The 15,962-nt window shown below is 30.0% G+C and carries 18 protein-coding genes and 1 other annotated feature (1 of these 19 cut by a window edge); of the genes, 9 read left to right on the forward strand and 9 right to left on the reverse strand.

The window, feature by feature from the left end; translation table 11 throughout:
- The first annotated feature begins 43 nt into the window (after window positions 1-43).
- Window positions 44-1,090: a C40 family peptidase gene (locus CLAU_RS11065; protein WP_013236840.1), complete on the forward strand. Its 1,047-nt coding sequence runs from the start codon at window positions 44-46 to the stop codon at window positions 1,088-1,090.
- A gap of 192 nt (window positions 1,091-1,282) precedes the next feature.
- On the opposite strand, the gene CLAU_RS11070 is transcribed toward CLAU_RS11065, so the two are convergent.
- Window positions 1,283-1,528 carry an AbrB/MazE/SpoVT family DNA-binding domain-containing protein gene (locus CLAU_RS11070; protein ID WP_013236841.1) on the reverse strand — a complete coding sequence of 82 codons (246 nt, stop codon included), beginning with the start codon at window positions 1,526-1,528 and terminating at the stop codon, window positions 1,283-1,285.
- Window positions 1,529-2,079: 551 nt separating this feature from the next.
- Between CLAU_RS11070 and CLAU_RS11075 the strand changes: the two genes are divergently transcribed.
- A complete protein-coding gene (locus tag CLAU_RS11075) occupies window positions 2,080-3,471 on the forward strand; it encodes a tRNA nucleotidyltransferase/poly(A) polymerase-related protein (protein ID WP_035788388.1) in 1,392 nt (463 codons plus the stop codon).
- 199 nt (window positions 3,472-3,670) lie between these two features.
- Here CLAU_RS11075 and CLAU_RS11080 read toward each other — a convergent pair whose 3' ends face one another.
- Genes CLAU_RS11080 through CLAU_RS11090 form a run of 3 tightly spaced genes read right to left on the reverse strand, consistent with a single transcriptional unit; the run spans window position 3,671 to window position 5,589 of the window.
- Window positions 3,671-4,324 (reverse strand): hypothetical protein, encoded by a 654-nt coding sequence (locus tag CLAU_RS11080; protein ID WP_013236843.1) that lies wholly within the window; start codon window positions 4,322-4,324, stop codon window positions 3,671-3,673.
- 8 nt (window positions 4,325-4,332) lie between these two features.
- The gene (locus tag CLAU_RS11085) at window positions 4,333-4,983 is read right to left on the reverse strand and encodes a PspA/IM30 family protein (protein WP_013236844.1); all 651 of its coding nucleotides are present in this window, start codon (window positions 4,981-4,983) and stop codon (window positions 4,333-4,335) included.
- A 15-nt stretch (window positions 4,984-4,998) separates the two neighbouring features.
- Entirely contained in the window at window positions 4,999-5,589 is a 591-nt protein-coding gene (locus CLAU_RS11090) for a hypothetical protein (protein ID WP_023162529.1), read from the reverse strand.
- 324 nt (window positions 5,590-5,913) lie between these two features.
- On the opposite strand from CLAU_RS11090, the gene CLAU_RS11095 reads away from it, so the two are divergent.
- Window positions 5,914-6,507, forward strand: a complete 594-nt coding sequence (locus tag CLAU_RS11095; RefSeq protein WP_013236846.1) for a DUF1836 domain-containing protein — start codon at window positions 5,914-5,916, stop codon at window positions 6,505-6,507.
- A 132-nt stretch (window positions 6,508-6,639) separates the two neighbouring features.
- Here the strand turns inward: CLAU_RS11095 and ispF are convergent, their stop codons facing one another.
- Entirely contained in the window at window positions 6,640-7,119 is a 480-nt protein-coding gene (gene ispF, locus CLAU_RS11100) for a 2-C-methyl-D-erythritol 2,4-cyclodiphosphate synthase (protein WP_013236847.1), read from the reverse strand.
- 69 nt (window positions 7,120-7,188) lie between these two features.
- Window positions 7,189-7,365: a hypothetical protein gene (locus CLAU_RS20740; RefSeq protein WP_013236848.1), complete on the reverse strand. Its 177-nt coding sequence runs from the start codon at window positions 7,363-7,365 to the stop codon at window positions 7,189-7,191.
- A gap of 782 nt (window positions 7,366-8,147) precedes the next feature.
- Here CLAU_RS20740 and CLAU_RS11105 point away from each other — a divergent pair.
- The 3 genes from CLAU_RS11105 to CLAU_RS11115 all read left to right on the forward strand — a co-directional run bounded on the left by CLAU_RS11105 (window position 8,148) and on the right by CLAU_RS11115 (window position 11,744).
- A complete protein-coding gene (locus CLAU_RS11105) occupies window positions 8,148-9,101 on the forward strand; it encodes a polysaccharide deacetylase family protein (protein ID WP_013236850.1) in 954 nt (317 codons plus the stop codon).
- 170 nt (window positions 9,102-9,271) lie between these two features.
- Complete coding sequence (locus CLAU_RS11110) at window positions 9,272-10,177, forward strand: polysaccharide deacetylase family protein (protein WP_029170201.1); 906 nt, start codon at window positions 9,272-9,274, stop codon at window positions 10,175-10,177.
- A 70-nt stretch (window positions 10,178-10,247) separates the two neighbouring features.
- A complete protein-coding gene (locus CLAU_RS11115; RefSeq protein ID WP_013236857.1) occupies window positions 10,248-11,744 on the forward strand; it encodes a glucosaminidase domain-containing protein in 1,497 nt (498 codons plus the stop codon).
- 94 nt (window positions 11,745-11,838) lie between these two features.
- On the opposite strand, the gene CLAU_RS20085 is transcribed toward CLAU_RS11115, so the two are convergent.
- The 3 genes from CLAU_RS20085 to CLAU_RS11135 all read right to left on the reverse strand — a co-directional run bounded on the left by CLAU_RS20085 (window position 11,839) and on the right by CLAU_RS11135 (window position 13,780).
- A protein-coding gene (locus CLAU_RS20085) for an IS3 family transposase (RefSeq protein WP_242832315.1) occupies window positions 11,839-13,259 on the reverse strand; the annotation gives its coding sequence in 2 pieces (ribosomal slippage) (window positions 11,839-12,773 and window positions 12,773-13,259; 1,422 coding nt in all).
- 80 nt (window positions 13,260-13,339) lie between these two features.
- A complete protein-coding gene (locus CLAU_RS11130) occupies window positions 13,340-13,525 on the reverse strand; it encodes a hypothetical protein (RefSeq protein WP_013236858.1) in 186 nt (61 codons plus the stop codon).
- A 12-nt stretch (window positions 13,526-13,537) separates the two neighbouring features.
- Window positions 13,538-13,780 carry a hypothetical protein gene (locus CLAU_RS11135; RefSeq protein ID WP_013236859.1) on the reverse strand — a complete coding sequence of 81 codons (243 nt, stop codon included), beginning with the start codon at window positions 13,778-13,780 and terminating at the stop codon, window positions 13,538-13,540.
- 180 nt (window positions 13,781-13,960) lie between these two features.
- Between CLAU_RS11135 and CLAU_RS11140 the strand changes: the two genes are divergently transcribed.
- From CLAU_RS11140 to CLAU_RS11150, 3 genes are all read left to right on the forward strand, one after another.
- Window positions 13,961-14,536, forward strand: coding sequence for a nucleoside recognition domain-containing protein (locus CLAU_RS11140; protein WP_013236860.1), 576 nt, complete (start codon window positions 13,961-13,963; stop codon window positions 14,534-14,536).
- 25 nt (window positions 14,537-14,561) lie between these two features.
- Entirely contained in the window at window positions 14,562-15,080 is a 519-nt protein-coding gene (locus CLAU_RS11145; protein ID WP_013236861.1) for a spore maturation protein, read from the forward strand.
- 93 nt (window positions 15,081-15,173) lie between these two features.
- Window positions 15,174-15,752 carry a uracil-DNA glycosylase gene (locus CLAU_RS11150; protein WP_013236862.1) on the forward strand — a complete coding sequence of 193 codons (579 nt, stop codon included), beginning with the start codon at window positions 15,174-15,176 and terminating at the stop codon, window positions 15,750-15,752.
- Window positions 15,753-15,774: 22 nt separating this feature from the next.
- Window positions 15,775-15,962 (forward strand) — a binding site (T-box leader); it runs 51 nt beyond the window's last position.

Raw genomic sequence — 15,962 nt, forward strand, 5'->3', positions numbered from 1 at the left:
AATTTGTAAGCTATTAAATATTTTACGAGGAGGTAGAAAAGTTTTGAATAAAAGAACCTTATCTGTTGCAATTGCGTTAACTTTGGCATTGTCAACAGGGGCAAATGTTTTAGCCGCGCCAAGTGCATCAAGTTCATCGACTTCATTAGAGCAGGTTAAACAACAAAAGCAGGAATTGGAAGTTAAAGCTGAAAAAATGGACAACCAGATAACACAGACTATGAATGACTTAGAAAATAATAAGAAGAGTATTGCCTCAATTTCTAATAATATAAAACAAACTCAAGCTAATATAGATTCCGCCCAAAAAAATATGGAAAATCAGCAGCAAGTGTTCAATCAAAGAGTAAAGGCTATGTACATAAATGGCATAAGTAGTTACCTGGGAGTAATATTGAATGCAGATAATTTAAATGATTTTATATCTAGGGTAGATAATGTTAAAAAAGTAATGGGTTTTGATAAGAATGTTATAGGAAATTTAAAAGATAAAAAAGAGCAATTAGCTAATGGAAAAGAAAAATTAAATAATGAAAATAATAAGCTATTGGCACTAAAGTCAGAAAATGAAAAAAAGTTGGCCAAGCTTAATAGTGATAAAGAAAGTGCAAAAAATGTAATAGCATCCTTAGATGCACAAGAAAAGTCTTTAGAAGTTGCTAATCAAGCAACTCTAAAAGCAGTTGCTTCAGCTGCAAGTAATGTTCAACAAAGTGCTTCAAGAGGCGGAAGTTCTATAGCATCATCTGATGCAGTAGTAGCATATGCTTCTAACTTTTTAGGAGTTCCATATGTATGGGGAGGAACATCTCCTTCAGGATTTGATTGTTCAGGATTGGTTCAATATGTATATGCCCATTTTGGAATTGATTTGCCAAGAACTTCGCAGGAACAGCAAACGGTAGGTACAGCTGTGTCAAGAGATGAACTTCAGCCAGGAGATTTGGTTTTCTTTGGTTCTCCAGCGTATCATGTAGGAATATATGTAGGTGGTGGACAGTTTATTAATGCACCTAAAACAGGAGATGTAGTTAAAATAGCATCTTTGGACAATAGATCAGATTTTACGGGTGGAAGAAGAGTTAGATAATAATTTAATGACATATTATTTTTAAATTTAAATATACATACATAGTTAAATCCATTTTGTATTTAGGAAATTTAGCTATGTTTTTTTTACCTTAAATTGTTCAATGGCTATCTTAACGTAATATTCATTTATAAGTTGAATATAGAAAAAAGACCTACATTATAATTATAATGCAGGTCTTTTAAATAATAATTATTTGCCTTCTTTTAATTCATTTAAACAACTTTTGCAGATGTTCTTACCTCTATAATTTACAACGTCTCTTGCGTCACCGCAGAAGATACATGCAGGCTCATACTTCTTTAATATAATTTGTTCACCATCTACATATATTTCTAAGGCATCTTTTTCAGCAATGTCTAAAGTTCTCCTCAATTCTATAGGAATGACAATTCTTCCTAGCTCGTCTACTCTTCTTACAACACCTGTTGATTTCATTGATTTTCCTCCTCTAATTCCATAATTCGACACGACTATAATTAGATAATAGCAAAAATTACATTAAAAGTCAATATAATTTCATAAAACATTTTACAAATTTCTAATCAAATTCCATCTAAAGTTAATATACTACCATAATATTCAAAAGTCAATAACAATATTAATAAAAGTTTATAATATATGATAAACAAGGATTTAAATGTAAGAAATTAATATTAAAATTAAGTACAAAATCAGGAAATTTGAAAAAATATTTTTTATAAAATAGTAACTAAATGGATAATTAAATATTTAAAGTCGAAATTTTCGATAAGAAATTTAATATTGATAATCTATATGGATATAAGAGAGTATTTATATTAAAATAAGAGATGTATGATTTAATAAATAGAAGTAGAGCAGGTTGTATGGGAATTAGTTTTGCAAAAATATATCTGTAATTTAGACACATAATGTTGATAATTTTAAAAAAAGGAAATTTTATTTATAGAAATAGAGTATTTCTATGTGATAAAATAATAAGTAAGTAGGTGATTAATTTGGATTATGTGAAAGACTTTATTAAAAGCACAAGAGAAGTAATAAGTAAAGTAGGAGGAGAAGTTTATTTAGTTGGTGGGTATATAAGAGATAGATTAATTAGTATAACAGCTCAACCAAAGGATATAGATTTTATATTTAACGGAAATATTGAAAAATTTATGGAGGAACTCGAAAATAGACAATATAAATTTTTCCCTATAAAGCAGGAAATAGGTATATATAGATGTATGCTAGGAAATAATTCGATAGATATATCTCTCATGGAGGGGGATTCTATTGAGGAGGATTTGAAGAAAAGAGATTTTACTATGAACGCTATAGCTATAAAACTTAGTGGAGATAAAGTTAAAGTTATTGATCCCTTTTATGGAAGAAGATCTATTGATAATAGAATAATTAAAAGTGTAACGGATATGAGCTTAGAAAATGATCCCATCAGGATACTTAGAGGTATTAGATTTTGTATATCTTATGGAATGCATTTTAATTTAGATACGGAAAAATGCATTGAAAAATTATGTTACAAAATAATGGATATGCCTATGGAAAGAGTCTTTAAAGAATTTATGCTTATATTGGAAAGGGATGATTATGGAAAGGCTTTTGAAGTTTTAGATAACTATGGAATACTAAAAAATATTATACCTTATATAGAAGAATTAAAAACTATAGGAAAATGTGCATATCATATAGAAGACGTATTTACTCATATGAATTTAACTTATTGTGTATTTAAGGATATCTTAAATGGTAAGGTAAGTGTTAAGGGATTAAATTTACATGTGTTTCAAGATAAAATAGGTGACTTTAAGTTGAGAGAGTATATGTCTTTAGCTTGCTTTTTGCATGATATTGGTAAATATGAGGCTTATAGAAAGGACGGAGACAAAGTAAGTTTTTGGGGACATGAAATGAAAGGAGCTGCTATAGCTAGGAATTTCTGTAGGAACATGAAATTCCCAAAAAAAGCAGAAAGCTATATAGAGAATATAGTAGAGGGCCATATGTATCCGCTAAAGATTTTTAAACAAAATTCTAAAGATAAGAAGAATGATTTTTATAAGTTTTTTTCAAAATATGATGGATATATAATAGAAATACTAACTGCTGCATATTGTGATAACTATGCTACAAGAATGCTTTTGGATGTTGAAAATGAGAAAGTTAGATTTAAAATGTTTATTGAAGATATGCTAAAAGAGTATGAATTATACTGCAGTATAAACGAGAATAAGATTTTAAATGGAAATGATGTTATTCAGATTTTAAATATATCAGGGCCTGAGGTAAAAAATGCTCTTGAAGATGTGATAAGACTTAGATATTTAGGAAAAATACAAACTAGAGAAGAAGCATTAAATTATTTAAGAGTTAAGATAAATAACAATTATATTTAAACTAAGCAAGAACTTATCCACATTGTGGATAAGTTCTTGCTTATGACACTATGAATTGATAAATTAGAATTTTGTTTATGCTAATATATAAAAGTTGAAATTTGATTAGAAGTGTTGTATTAATATCAATATTTATAACTTATCCACAGAAAATGTTGATAAGTTCATGATTTCTGTGGACAAGTGTCTGAAAATTCGTTTATTCTTCTATACTTTGAAAAGTTGAGACTATAAAGTCAAATTCTTCTGCATCGGAAATTTCTCCATAACTGTCTTCTGAAATCCCAGGATAATAATACAGAATAAATTTTTCTTTAGATAAGGTATTTTCTATTATTATATACTTTCTGTCTAATTGTACATCTTGAAGAACGGCTAGTACTGTATACCTATCACTTTCACCAGTTTTATCGTTAGTAAGATTTAAAGAAAAGCTATCATGCCTTGTAATGTTTATTTTCTTTTTATCACAATTTACGATTTTAGAACCACTTTTACATCCAAGGCAACTGTCAAATTTACAATCTGAAGTACAGTTAAGGCATTGACAGGTGCTGCATTTCTCAAGTTGGAATAAAGATTCTAAATTATCATTTTTATAATCTTCTAGTAAAGAAATATATTTATCACTTTTTAGCTTGTTTAAAAAGCCTCCTGTATCAAGTTCACCTTGTGCAGCTTCAATTAAATCTATATATTTTTTTAAGGTTGATATTTTGGATACATATTTTCTCCTATTTAAAATATCTTTATCTAAAAAAGGAGAAATGTTATCTATAGCATAATTTATAGCTACAAATATTTTGCCGTACTTATCTTTTTCACATTTTAAGAACTGGTCAGCTTTACTCATGATATCACCTAATTTTGTTTATATTTTTCCAATTCTTTATCAAGGTCAACTTCATCTAATTTTTTAAATTCTTTTTCTAAAGAATCTTCTTCTCTTAAATCTCCAAGGCCTTCAGCCAAAGATTCTTTCTTTTGAATTTTTCTTTCGATGTCATCAATATTTATTTTATTGCTTCCTGTTTCTACATTAGATAGTATTTCATTTACTTTTTTAGAGGCTTCTGCATTATTAAATCTTGCTGCAGCCTCATCTCTATATACTCTAGTTTTGTGTATTTCTTCTTCTAGTTCTTTTAACTTACTTTTAACTGCTTCAGCTTTTTGGCAAGCATCTTTGTAACTGGCTTCTAAAGAACTGTAACTTTTATCAGCTTCTAATTTCCTAGCTAGAGCCTTTTTAGCTAATTCTTCATTTCCTTTACTCATTGCAAGTTTTACTTTTTCATCAAATTCAGTAGATACTCTTTTTGATTCTTCCATTTTCTTTTCAATTTCATGAACATTACCTAGTATTTGTGCTGATGATAATTTAGCTTTGTTTAGGCTGTCATCCATATCCCTTAGTTTTTGATCAAGTAATTCAATAGGGTTTTCAATATCATCTAAAGTATTGTTTACTTTTGCCCTAAAAATATTTGATACTCTTTTTAATACTCCCATAAAAAATCCTCCTCATTATTTTCTATTTTTAAATTTTTTTATCTTTCTTATAATAAATAGTAATATTAAAATTAATATTACAAATTTAACAAAGCCCCAAAAGAAGTTTGCTAAAAGACTATGACCTCCACCATATCCATAATAGCTAGAGCTGTGTCCCCAGGGTATAGGGATGGGTATAGGTATAGGAAAAAAGGACCTATGACTTCTACTGCTATAATTTTGACCGGAGCCAGAATTATTTTGGTTAGTATTTTGATTACTAGATTTTGAAGAAGAATTAGGTGTATTAGAAAAACTGCCTGACTTAAAATCTCCTCCAGAACTATTACTGCTATTTTTTTGTTTATAGGTAGAATTAGGGGAAGAAAAGCTACCCGATTTAAAACTACCACCAGAAGATTTGGAACTACTACTATGTGAAAAACTACTTGTGCTGTGTGAAAATCCACTTGATTTAAATCCACCAGAGCTTCTTGCATATGCAGTATTGTTATTTATGTTTAAGATATTTCCCTGTGGTGTAAACAAATCTACTGATAAGAACAAAAAAGCCATCACTAATGATATAATAAAAAGTTTTTTATTTAACTTAACTTTAGCCACCCCCTTAAAGAAAATAATCTTTTCTTATATGGTAACATAATATTTATAGCTAGTGGATATTAATATTATTAAATTTTTATAACATTAAGTATGAGAGCATTATACAGTATTATATAACTTATAACAAGTATTAGATTAACTTATTTTAGGCAATTTAAGACGGTTTAATAGGATTTATTATGGTTTATCATGATATATATAGAAAATGTAACAAATTCCCGTGGATTTAATAAATAGTTAGTTTGTAAAGAATATATATATAACATATAATATTAATATGGTTTTTTAAGGTTAAAATAACTGTTATTTTGGAGGTTGTAAATAATGAAAGAACACAAATTTGGCATGGAATATATAAACAAAATTGCTAAGAATATATCAGATAATACTATAGTACCTTATGAGGATTTGCCAAGGTATGATTTATTTTTATCTCAAGTTACAGACTATCTAAATGATAAGTTTCAGGGTGAAAAATACACAAATAATATAGTACAAAATTATATTAAAAATGAAGTCATATCTAAACCCGAAGATGGGAAAAAAAGGGGATATACAAAAGTTCATTTGACACAGCTTATTTTATTAAGTTATATGAGACCTATATTAACCACAGAGGAAATAAAAAAGGTTTTTAGACTTGCCTTTAATGAGATAAACGATGGAGAAGATGATATAATATCTTGGGAAAAAGCCTATAAGATATTTTCAGATTTGCATAACAATAGCCTTGATGATTTGATGAGTAAAGAACATTTTAATGAACAAAAATTTCAAGACATGGTAAAGGATATGGACTTAAAATCTGATGATGAAGAGAGGATAGGTATCTTTTTTGTGGTAATGTCTTTAATTTGCCAGGCGAGTGCAATTAAGAAACTAGTTCAAAATATAGTAAATAACTATGAAGGAAAGTAGAAGGGATAAAAATGAGTTTATCGTGATACTTCATGCAACTTACCTAGATTTATCAAATTAAATTTAGGTAAGTTATTTTTTATCCGATGACTACCTGATATAGCACTCCCATGCACCCTGTTTATGGGCAGCTTATTTTGAATTAGCTGTTAACAAACAGATGCTTTGAGCGGCTATGCCTTCTCCTTTGCCGGTAAAGCCAAGACCTTCCTCTGTAGTGGCTTTTACACTTATTACGGCTGTAGTTACATTTAGAGTTTTAGCTATATTTACCCTCATATCTTGTATGTATGAAGAAAGTTTAGGCTTTTCGGCTATTATAATAGAATCTATGTTCCCTATAGTATATCCTTTTTCATTAATCAAAGCTGATACATGTGACAGCAATTTAAGACTACATATGTTCTTATATTTATTATCATTATCAGGGAAATGCTTGCCGATATCACCTAGACACAAGGCTCCAAGGAGACTATCCATTATTGCATGAAGAAGTACATCTGCATCTGAATGTCCCATAAGACCTTTTTCAAAAGGGATATTTACGCCTCCTAAAATAAGAGGTCTATTATAAACTAATTTATGGACATCATAACCAAGCCCGATTTTCACATTTAATTCCTCCTAGATATTTTTATTATATTTTAACACACATAATAAAAAGGTGCACTTAATGGCACCTTAAGATATATCTTTAAAACTTCGAATTATATTTTTATTATTTTTATCTTTTGTTTTATAGGATTTAAACATAGAGTAAAAGAATTTTTTATAAGTTTTCTTTATTAGTAATAGAAGTGAAAATGGATCTTTTTTCCTATTTCTTGAAAAATCTACCTTGATAACGTTATCTTTCATAAATAACCTCACCTTCCATAAAAAGATCTTACTATAATAATAACATAAGTTTAAAAATATGTTAAGAAAATTACCAAAAATATTTAATCAATTGCAATTATAAAATTAAGGGGACAGGTAATCCCCTTAATTTTTGAGATAAAAAGGTATATTGTTTTGTATTGGAAAATGTTAGTTGTGTTTTATGAGCTTTGTGACTATGTGGTTAATAATATTATATGGATATAGGGTTAAATTTGTTACTAAATAATATGTTATCCACATATTGTCCACAAAATTGTGGATAATGTGGATAAATGATATAAAAATAACATGTAAACAAATTTTGTTTTATAGATAATACGTTAATAACACAACTTATTAACATATTATCTGTGGATAATGTGGAAAAGTCAACAACTAGTAGTATTTATCATATTATTAGATATGCAGTACCTATGGCTATTATTCGGAGGTATTTTTTTAATATAGCAGTAATAAGATACTTGTATTATATTTTAAATTTTATCCTAGATAGAAAATTAGAGGAAAAAGATAACTTATATTATTTAAAAATAACATGTTATCCACAAAATATGTAATAATGTTGTGGATAATGTTGAATATAGTTTTTATTTCGAATCAAACGTACAATAGGTCTTATAAATGTAACGAAAGCTAAAATAATTTACACTTTGTTAATATTTTGTTTAACAAAAATGAAGATACATGTTTTAATATGTTAGAGAAAGGATTTTTATGCGGAGTTTAATTTAATAAAAGTGGATGGGAGATAATATATAATGACAACAAGGAACAACTTTAGTAAGATTTTAAAAAATGGTGGATTGATGTTACTTGGATTAATTGTAGTCTTTGGCTTGTCCTATGAAGGATATAATTATTTTCATGGGAATAAATCAAAAACTAATAAGGTAATATCTGCTGATAAAAAAGCTGGGAGTGAAGTTAGTGAGAAAAAGACATCTAAAAGTAATGTGAAAAGTAGTAATAAACAAGATTCAGATAAGAACAAAAACATTAGACATAATGTATCTGAAGATGGAATGAAATATACTTATGATGCACAAAAAGTAAAAGATATATTGGACAATAAAGCTCCAAATGATGGAAAGAAGATAGCATTTCTAACTTTTGATGATGGACCTTCTACTACTGTGACACCAATAATATTGAATACTTTGAAAAATTATAATGTGAAAGCAACTTTTTGTCTGCTAGGAGAAAATGTAGAAAAAAATGAAAAAAGTAAGGAACTAGTAAAAGAAATACTAAAAGAGGGACATGCTATTGGAAATCATACTTATACACACAGCATGAGAAAGTTGTATCCTGGGAATAGACTTGATGTAGGTACTGTTATGGCAGAAGTTGAACAGGATAATACAGCTATAAGAAATATTGTTGGACAAGACTTTAATACTAGAGTACTAAGACTTCCAGGAGGTTATATGTCAAGGGCATACTATCACGATCCTAATTTAAATGAATTTAATGCAAGACTAAAGGAAAAAGGTATGTACAGCATAGATTGGAATGCCTATGATTTTGATGCAGAAGGAAGAAGAAAAAATGCAGATCAGCTTTTAGAACACGTAAAAAGAAGTGTGGGTTCACAACAAAAAGTTGTTATACTTATGCATGATACTTATGGTAAAGAAGAAACAGCTAGAGCATTACCTCAGATTATCGAATATCTAAAAGATCAGGGATATGAATTTAAAACAATAGCTTAAAGCAAAAAATCAGCTTATAGACTTTTGAAATTAAACTTTTTATGTATATGATTGTTTGATATAATAAATTTAGGAAAAAGCCTACTTTATTTACTGGAAAATTTGTAATCTATATAACTAATGAGAAAAGTGAGGGTACCATCCAGGTTAGGTTGGAAAGAAGCGATAATATGAAAAATAAAAATATAAAAGGTTTAATTGCTCTAGTTTTATTGATTTTCTTTATAATTGGCGCACATAGTGTTTACAAAAATAAACTTGTATCTTCAAATGACCAAAAAAAGGTCGATAATAAATCAAATGTAAAGTCTGATAAAAAAAATCAAACAAATATAAAAAAGGTAGAACACGTTAAGGATAGAGAATTTACAGGGAAAAATATAAAATATAACTCTCAATCTATTCCTATTTTATATTATCATTCCATAGATTATGAAAAGGGAAATGAATTAAGGGTGCCAAAGGAAAGATTTAGAGAACAGATGAAGTATTTAAAGGATAATGGATATACCACCCTTACTTTAAATGAACTTTATAATTTTTTAGCTTATAATAAACCAGTACCTAATAAATCTGTAGTGATAACTCTTGATGACGGATATAAGGATAACTATGAAAATGCTTTTCCTGTTTTAAAGGAGTTTGGATTTAAGGCTACCGTGTTTATGATTACAAGTAGTATAAATAATGAGAAAGATTTTTTAACTTCTAGTGAGTTGAAGCAGATGGATAGTTATGGTATGGATATTGAAAGCCACACCGTAAATCATGATAAGCTGGATAGGTTAACTTATGACAAACAAATACAGACTTTAAAAGATTCAAAGGAATTCTTAGAAAAACTTCTTAATAAAAAAGTAAAGTATATTGCATATCCTTATGGCAAATGGAATGAAAATGCTATAAAAGCTTTAAAGGCAGAAGGATATAGCATGGCTTTTACTACAGCAGGGGGGTGGGCTAATAAAGACCAAGGAATATATACTTTGCACAGAGTATATGTAAGTGAAAGATATGGAATGAATGAATTTAAAAGACGACTTACAAATAGTAATTACGAAAATGCCAATAAGTAAAGACTTTTATCTAGGGTAATACGTTCAAGTAATAGGATAATTATAATTAAGATATTTTGGGGGGTAAAAATTGAATAAGAATGTAAAGACACTTATAATAACAGCAGCTTTTGCACTAGTGGCTTTTCAATTTAAGGTATCTGCAGATTCTTCGCTGGGATCTCCTAGGATAAATATTGACACCAATAAAGAGTGGACTGTTAAATTCAGCAGCAATTTGGAGCCAAGTACTGTAAATAGTACTAATATACAAGTTACTGATAAAAATAATGTTCAGGTTCCTGTGGCAGTAACTTTGGGAAATGATCCAAGTACTGTATTGGTAAGTCCTAAGGTATCAGGATATGATCCAAGTGAAAAATATAATCTTGTTATAGGGGAAGGATTAAAATCAGTTTCAGGAAAAAATTTGTCCAACCCTTTAAGTATGCAGTTTACTACAAGTAATAAATATTCAGATGGGACAAGTTATACAGATCTTCCTAAGATAACTTCCAATAAATTTGAATATGAACCACTTTTGTCATCTGAGAAACAAGGGTTTTTTATACAATGTGATAGCTCATCAGATGTACAGTACAGAATTTTTGTAAATGGACAAAATGACAAGGATGGAAATTATACTGAACTTACAAATGGATACACTAGCGAGGATAGCGGAAAAATAACAGCTTTAAAAACGTTGAGTGCAGGTACTAACGGTCAAAAATACAAAGCGGTAATTTATGTGAAAAGGACAGGAGCTACTGGAGCCCATAAAGATGGAAATACAGAGTATGATAATTATTTTGTAGATTACTTTAGATGTGTGGATAGTATAGATGCTGGGTCAAATGAATATGCAAACTATGATATATCTTTAGATGATATGGTAAATACGCAATTAAATTCAGATAGTACACCTGTATTTGTAGCAGCTAATGTAATGGACAATGCTGCAACTAAAAATCAGATAAAATATTATGCGGATCCTAATAATTTTCTTGACAGTTATGGTAAATATCAATTTTTAAAGCTTACATATGCTGATGGCGTTACAGCAGATAGCCTAAATAATTTTCTAAAAGGAAAAGGAATCTTTGATGGAAAAGGACAAGCATTTTTAGATGCAGCTAAAAATAATAATATAAGCGTAGCTTATTTAGTTTCACATGCTATGCTTGAAACAGGAAATGGTACTTCTAAGCTTGCAAATGGTGGAGCAACGGATAGCAATGGAAATTATATTTATGGAGTACCTGTATATAATTTCTTTGGAATAAATGCTACAGACGATAATGCTGTTTTAAATGGGACTAAAACTGCATATGAGAATGGATGGACTACTGTAGAGAGTGCTATTTCAGGTGGAGCACAGTGGATAGGAAAGTGGTATATAAACAATCCATCAACAAATCAAAACACTCTTTATAAAATGAGGTGGGATCCTGGAAATCCCGGACAGCATGAGTATGCTACAGATATATCTTGGGCATATAAACAAATACCAAATATAATAAAGGAAATGCAGGATATAACAGCAGGTTCTAATTTAACATTAGAATTTGAAATACCTAAATATAAGTAATAAATATAGTAAAAACACTATCAAAATCAATGATTGAGGTGACCCCTAAAAGTTAGACTTTATTAGCGGGACAGTTTCGGCTGCCTCGCTAATTTCATACAGCCAAGAGGCTGAGTCTGTATTCAACAGGACTCATCCATCCTAGTTTCTCTTTGATTCTATGTTCATTATAGTACTTTATATATTTCTCTATCGCCTCTTTTAGTTTATCATAGCTGTAATAGACTAATCCATAATACATTTCCTGCTTCATAATTCCAAAAAAATTTTCCATAACCGAATTATCATAACAGTTTCCTTTTCTGGACATGCTTTGAAAGATTCCAGTCTCTTTGAGAGCGTGTGTATAAGATTTCATCTGATAAGCCCAGCCTTGATCTGAGTGAAATGTTCTTCTGTATGGACAATCAGAGGTTATTTCAATTGCCTGGTTTAATGCGCCCATGATATTTGCAGCTGAGGGATGCTCAGATATACCATAACTTAGTATTTCTCTATTGCACATATCCATAAATGGATCCAGGTAAAGTTTCTTGATTATCATACGTCCTTTTGCATCTATTTCATAATATTTGAATTCTGTTGTATCCGTCGTGATTTTCTGATGAGGTATTTTTGTGTTAAATCGTCTGTGAATTCTATTAGGTGAAACCCTTCCAACCTTACCCTTATAAGAACTGTATTTACGGCTCTTTCTCCTGAATGATGTCACCTGCAGGTCATATTTCTGCATAATTCGCTGGACTTTCTTTTTGTTCACAAGATATTTCTGCTTTCTTAGTTCACCATAGACTCGTCTATATCCCCAATCTTTGTTTTCAGAACGGATTTTGAGAATCTTATTCTCAAGTTCTTTGTCAGGATTTTCTCTATCAAATCTTTTCTGCCAATACATATATGTGGCCTTAGGAAAGCCAACAACTGCGAGAATGTCTTTTAATTTGAACTCTCCTCGGAGGCTGTGGACGATTCTCGCTGTTTTTTCAGAAGAGCTTCCTCCTCTAAACGCAGTCTCCTCAGTTCTTTTAAATAGGCATTTTCTATTCTAAGTTTGAGCAGTTCATCTTCAAGCTGTTTAACACGTTCTGCACTGGTATCAACCGGAGCCGCCTCACTTAATGTTATATCTTTCTTTTTATTAGATGAGTCCAATGATTTCTTTCGTCCCTTCTTCTTTGGCCTCAATGCATCAGGACCAGCTATACGAAAGTCATTTACCCACTTTGCAATCATAGCATTATTATTAATGCCTTCACAAAGTGATAACTCCTGATACGAGACTTCACTTGATAGATATAACTCTACCACATGAAGCTTGTATTTAAAAGTATAGCTATTATTTTTTCTTGAACGCATTAACCCCTTATCACCAAATTTCTCATAATAGTGAACCCAATTTAAAACCTGTCGTCTATTCTTAACACCATACTTTTGCGCAAGATAAGAATAACCACCTTCACCACGCTGATAAGCTTCAATTACTTTCTTTTTAAATTCAAAACTATATTTTGCCAATAAAAAACCAACCTCCAATCGTTAGATTTTAGGTCTAACTTTTGGGGGTCGGTTCAGATGATTAGATAGTGTTTTTTTATTTAAATAATTCCTTCACTTTTTAGTATATTTTCCAATTCGTTTACTTTGTCGTAAAGAAGATGAAATTTGTCTTTCAATACCTGATTCTGTGAGCTGTCGCTTACTATGGCCTTTTCCAAACTTTCAATAACTGACAGAGCTTCGTCGATATCTCGTTGAGCCAAATTTAAAGTGTTTTCTTTCATTAATAATTCTCCTTAATTTAATATATTTTTTATTTTTGATAAATCTTCATCTTCTACAAATGGTGCACAAAATTGAAAAGTTTTTTCATGGCCGCATTCTGAACATACACAATTACAAATATCGTAGGGGATACCATCAACTATGGATACATTTGAATTTTCAGCTAAATATTCTCCTCCACATATTTCACAGGGAGTATCATTTATAACTAGATATTCACTTTCTATATATTTCATTATATCTCTAATGGTCATTATTAACCTCCAATTTAAAAATTATCACAACATAAATGGTAACACTATTAAAGGGGATTTTCAATGATTTCATCTCTATAAAATCCATCTGCTTATAGGTAATTTTATATTCTTATTATCATATATTAGTTATATGATAAATATTTGTATATTTTGGATTATAGGGGGAGTGGTTATATTGTGATAAACATTATATGGTTTTTTATTTTAGCTTTTGGAATAGGGTTTGGAATATTATCTGGAAGGGGAGAGGCAGTGTCTAAGTCTATTATAGCTTCTTCAGATGCTTCAGTAAAACTTATGATAAGTCTTTTGGGAATAATGTGTCTCTGGTGTGGAGTAATGAAAATAGCAGAGAAAAGTGGCCTTATGAATAAAATAGCAAGTTTAATGAGACCCATTTTGAAAGTTTTGTTTAAGGATGCCTCTAAAGATGAAAGAGCTATAGGACCAATAGTTATGAACTTAACTGCTAATATGATGGGATTATCTAATGCAGCCACTCCTTTTGGAATAAAAGCTATGGATCAGCTTAGTAATCTCAATAAAAAGAAAGAAGAAGCAAGTGATGATATGGCGCTTTTTTTAGTTTTAAATGCAGCTTGCATACAGCTTGTTCCAACTACAGTTATATCCATAAGAGCGGCAATGGGATCTAAAAATCCTGCAGAAACAATAATACCAGCCATAATTACAACTACTATATCTGCAGTAGTAGGAGTAGTATGTTGTAAAATTCTCCAGAGGTATTTTTAACTTTATTTAAAAGGAGTAGAGTAGTGTGAAGTACATAATAAAAGCTATAATACCAATAATTATTATATTTATGGTTACCTATGGTCAAATGAAAAAAGTTAGAGTATATGAATGTTTTGTAGAAGGAGCCAAGGAAGGGATAGATATATGTATTAAGATATTTCCGTACCTACTAGCTATGATAATAGCAGTAGGAGTTTTTAGAGAATCTAAAGCTTTAGATTACTTTATAGGATTTGTAAAGCCTGTAGTAAAATTTATAGGGCTTCCTCCTGAAGTAGTACCTCTTGTGCTTGTAAAGCCATTATCAGGCAGTGGAGCTCTTGGAATATTTGCTGAAACTTTAAGCAAATTTGGACCAGATAGTTACATAGGTAGAATTTCTTCTATAATTATGGGTTCTACGGAAACCATATTTTATACTCTTACAGTTTATTTTGGAGCGGTTGGTATAAAAAAAATAAGGCATACCCTCTGGGCAGCAGTAATGGCAGATATAACTGCAATAATCACAGCAGTTATAGTAACTAGAATTATGTTTTAATTGAAAATTGGTATGAAATTTTATATTTTACCTTATAATAATTAGTTGTATAATATATAGTATAATTCATAATTATTCGGGATGTGAGTTAAGTTGTTAAGGTGGAAAGAGCTCTATGAAGAATGTTTAAGTTGTTCTAAATGTAGTTTAGGAGATAACAGAACTAATATGGTTTTTGGAGATGGAAATCCTAAGGCACATATCATGTTTATAGGAGAAGCACCAGGAGCAGATGAGGATAGAACGGGAATACCTTTTGTAGGTAGGGCAGGTCAGCTTTTGACGAAAGCTCTTCTTGCTCTGGATTTACATAGAGAAAGAGATTACTACATATGTAATATTTGCAAGTGCAGACCCAAGAACAATAGGACACCTTATGAAGAAGAAGAAAAAGCTTGTATTCCTTATTTAAGAAATCAAGTAGCACTTGTAAGGCCCAAAATAATAGTTTGTCTTGGTGCAACTGCCATGGGATGTATATTGGGAAAGGAATGGAGAATTACAAGAGATAGGGGAAAGTGGATTGAAAGAAAAGGCTTTTATATGACTGCAACTTTTCATCCTTCAGCAGTTTTGAGAGATGCGAATAAAAAAGCTGCATTTTGGGAAGATTTAAAAAGTATAAAAGAGAAAAATGAAGAAATTTTTCAAACAAAAAATGTTGACACATAAAATTATATGACATATTATATTGTTAAATACTGTGAAGGAAAGAGTAGTAAATTAGTTTGCACAAAGAGAGTCGGCAGATTTTGGTGAGAGCCGAATGCAATGAAATTTATGAATATGGCTCTAGAGTATATCGCTTGAAATAATAGTAGAGTGGTACGGTAGTAACCGTTACATTACAAGGTAATGAATAGTTACTTAATGATGCTTTTA

Origin of the sequence: Clostridium autoethanogenum DSM 10061, from assembly GCF_001484725.1 — a bacterium.
Lineage (GTDB): Bacteria > Bacillota > Clostridia > Clostridiales > Clostridiaceae > Clostridium_B > Clostridium_B ljungdahlii.

Coding starts and splice junctions, on each gene's coding strand:
- CLAU_RS11080 (WP_013236843.1), bottom strand. CDS start 4,324: ATGAGTAAAGCTGACCAGTTCTTAAAATGTGAAAAAGATAAGTACGGC.
- CLAU_RS11135 (WP_013236859.1), bottom strand. CDS start 13,780: ATGACCATTAGAGATATAATGAAATATATAGAAAGTGAATATCTAGTT.
- CLAU_RS11110 (WP_029170201.1), top strand. CDS start 9,272: ATGAAAAATAAAAATATAAAAGGTTTAATTGCTCTAGTTTTATTGATT.
- CLAU_RS11085 (WP_013236844.1), bottom strand. CDS start 4,983: ATGGGAGTATTAAAAAGAGTATCAAATATTTTTAGGGCAAAAGTAAAC.
- CLAU_RS11105 (WP_013236850.1), top strand. CDS start 8,148: ATGACAACAAGGAACAACTTTAGTAAGATTTTAAAAAATGGTGGATTG.
- CLAU_RS20740 (WP_013236848.1), bottom strand. CDS start 7,365: ATGAAAGATAACGTTATCAAGGTAGATTTTTCAAGAAATAGGAAAAAA.
- CLAU_RS11130 (WP_013236858.1), bottom strand. CDS start 13,525: ATGAAAGAAAACACTTTAAATTTGGCTCAACGAGATATCGACGAAGCT.
- CLAU_RS11095 (WP_013236846.1), top strand. CDS start 5,914: ATGAAAGAACACAAATTTGGCATGGAATATATAAACAAAATTGCTAAG.
- CLAU_RS11070 (WP_013236841.1), bottom strand. CDS start 1,528: ATGAAATCAACAGGTGTTGTAAGAAGAGTAGACGAGCTAGGAAGAATT.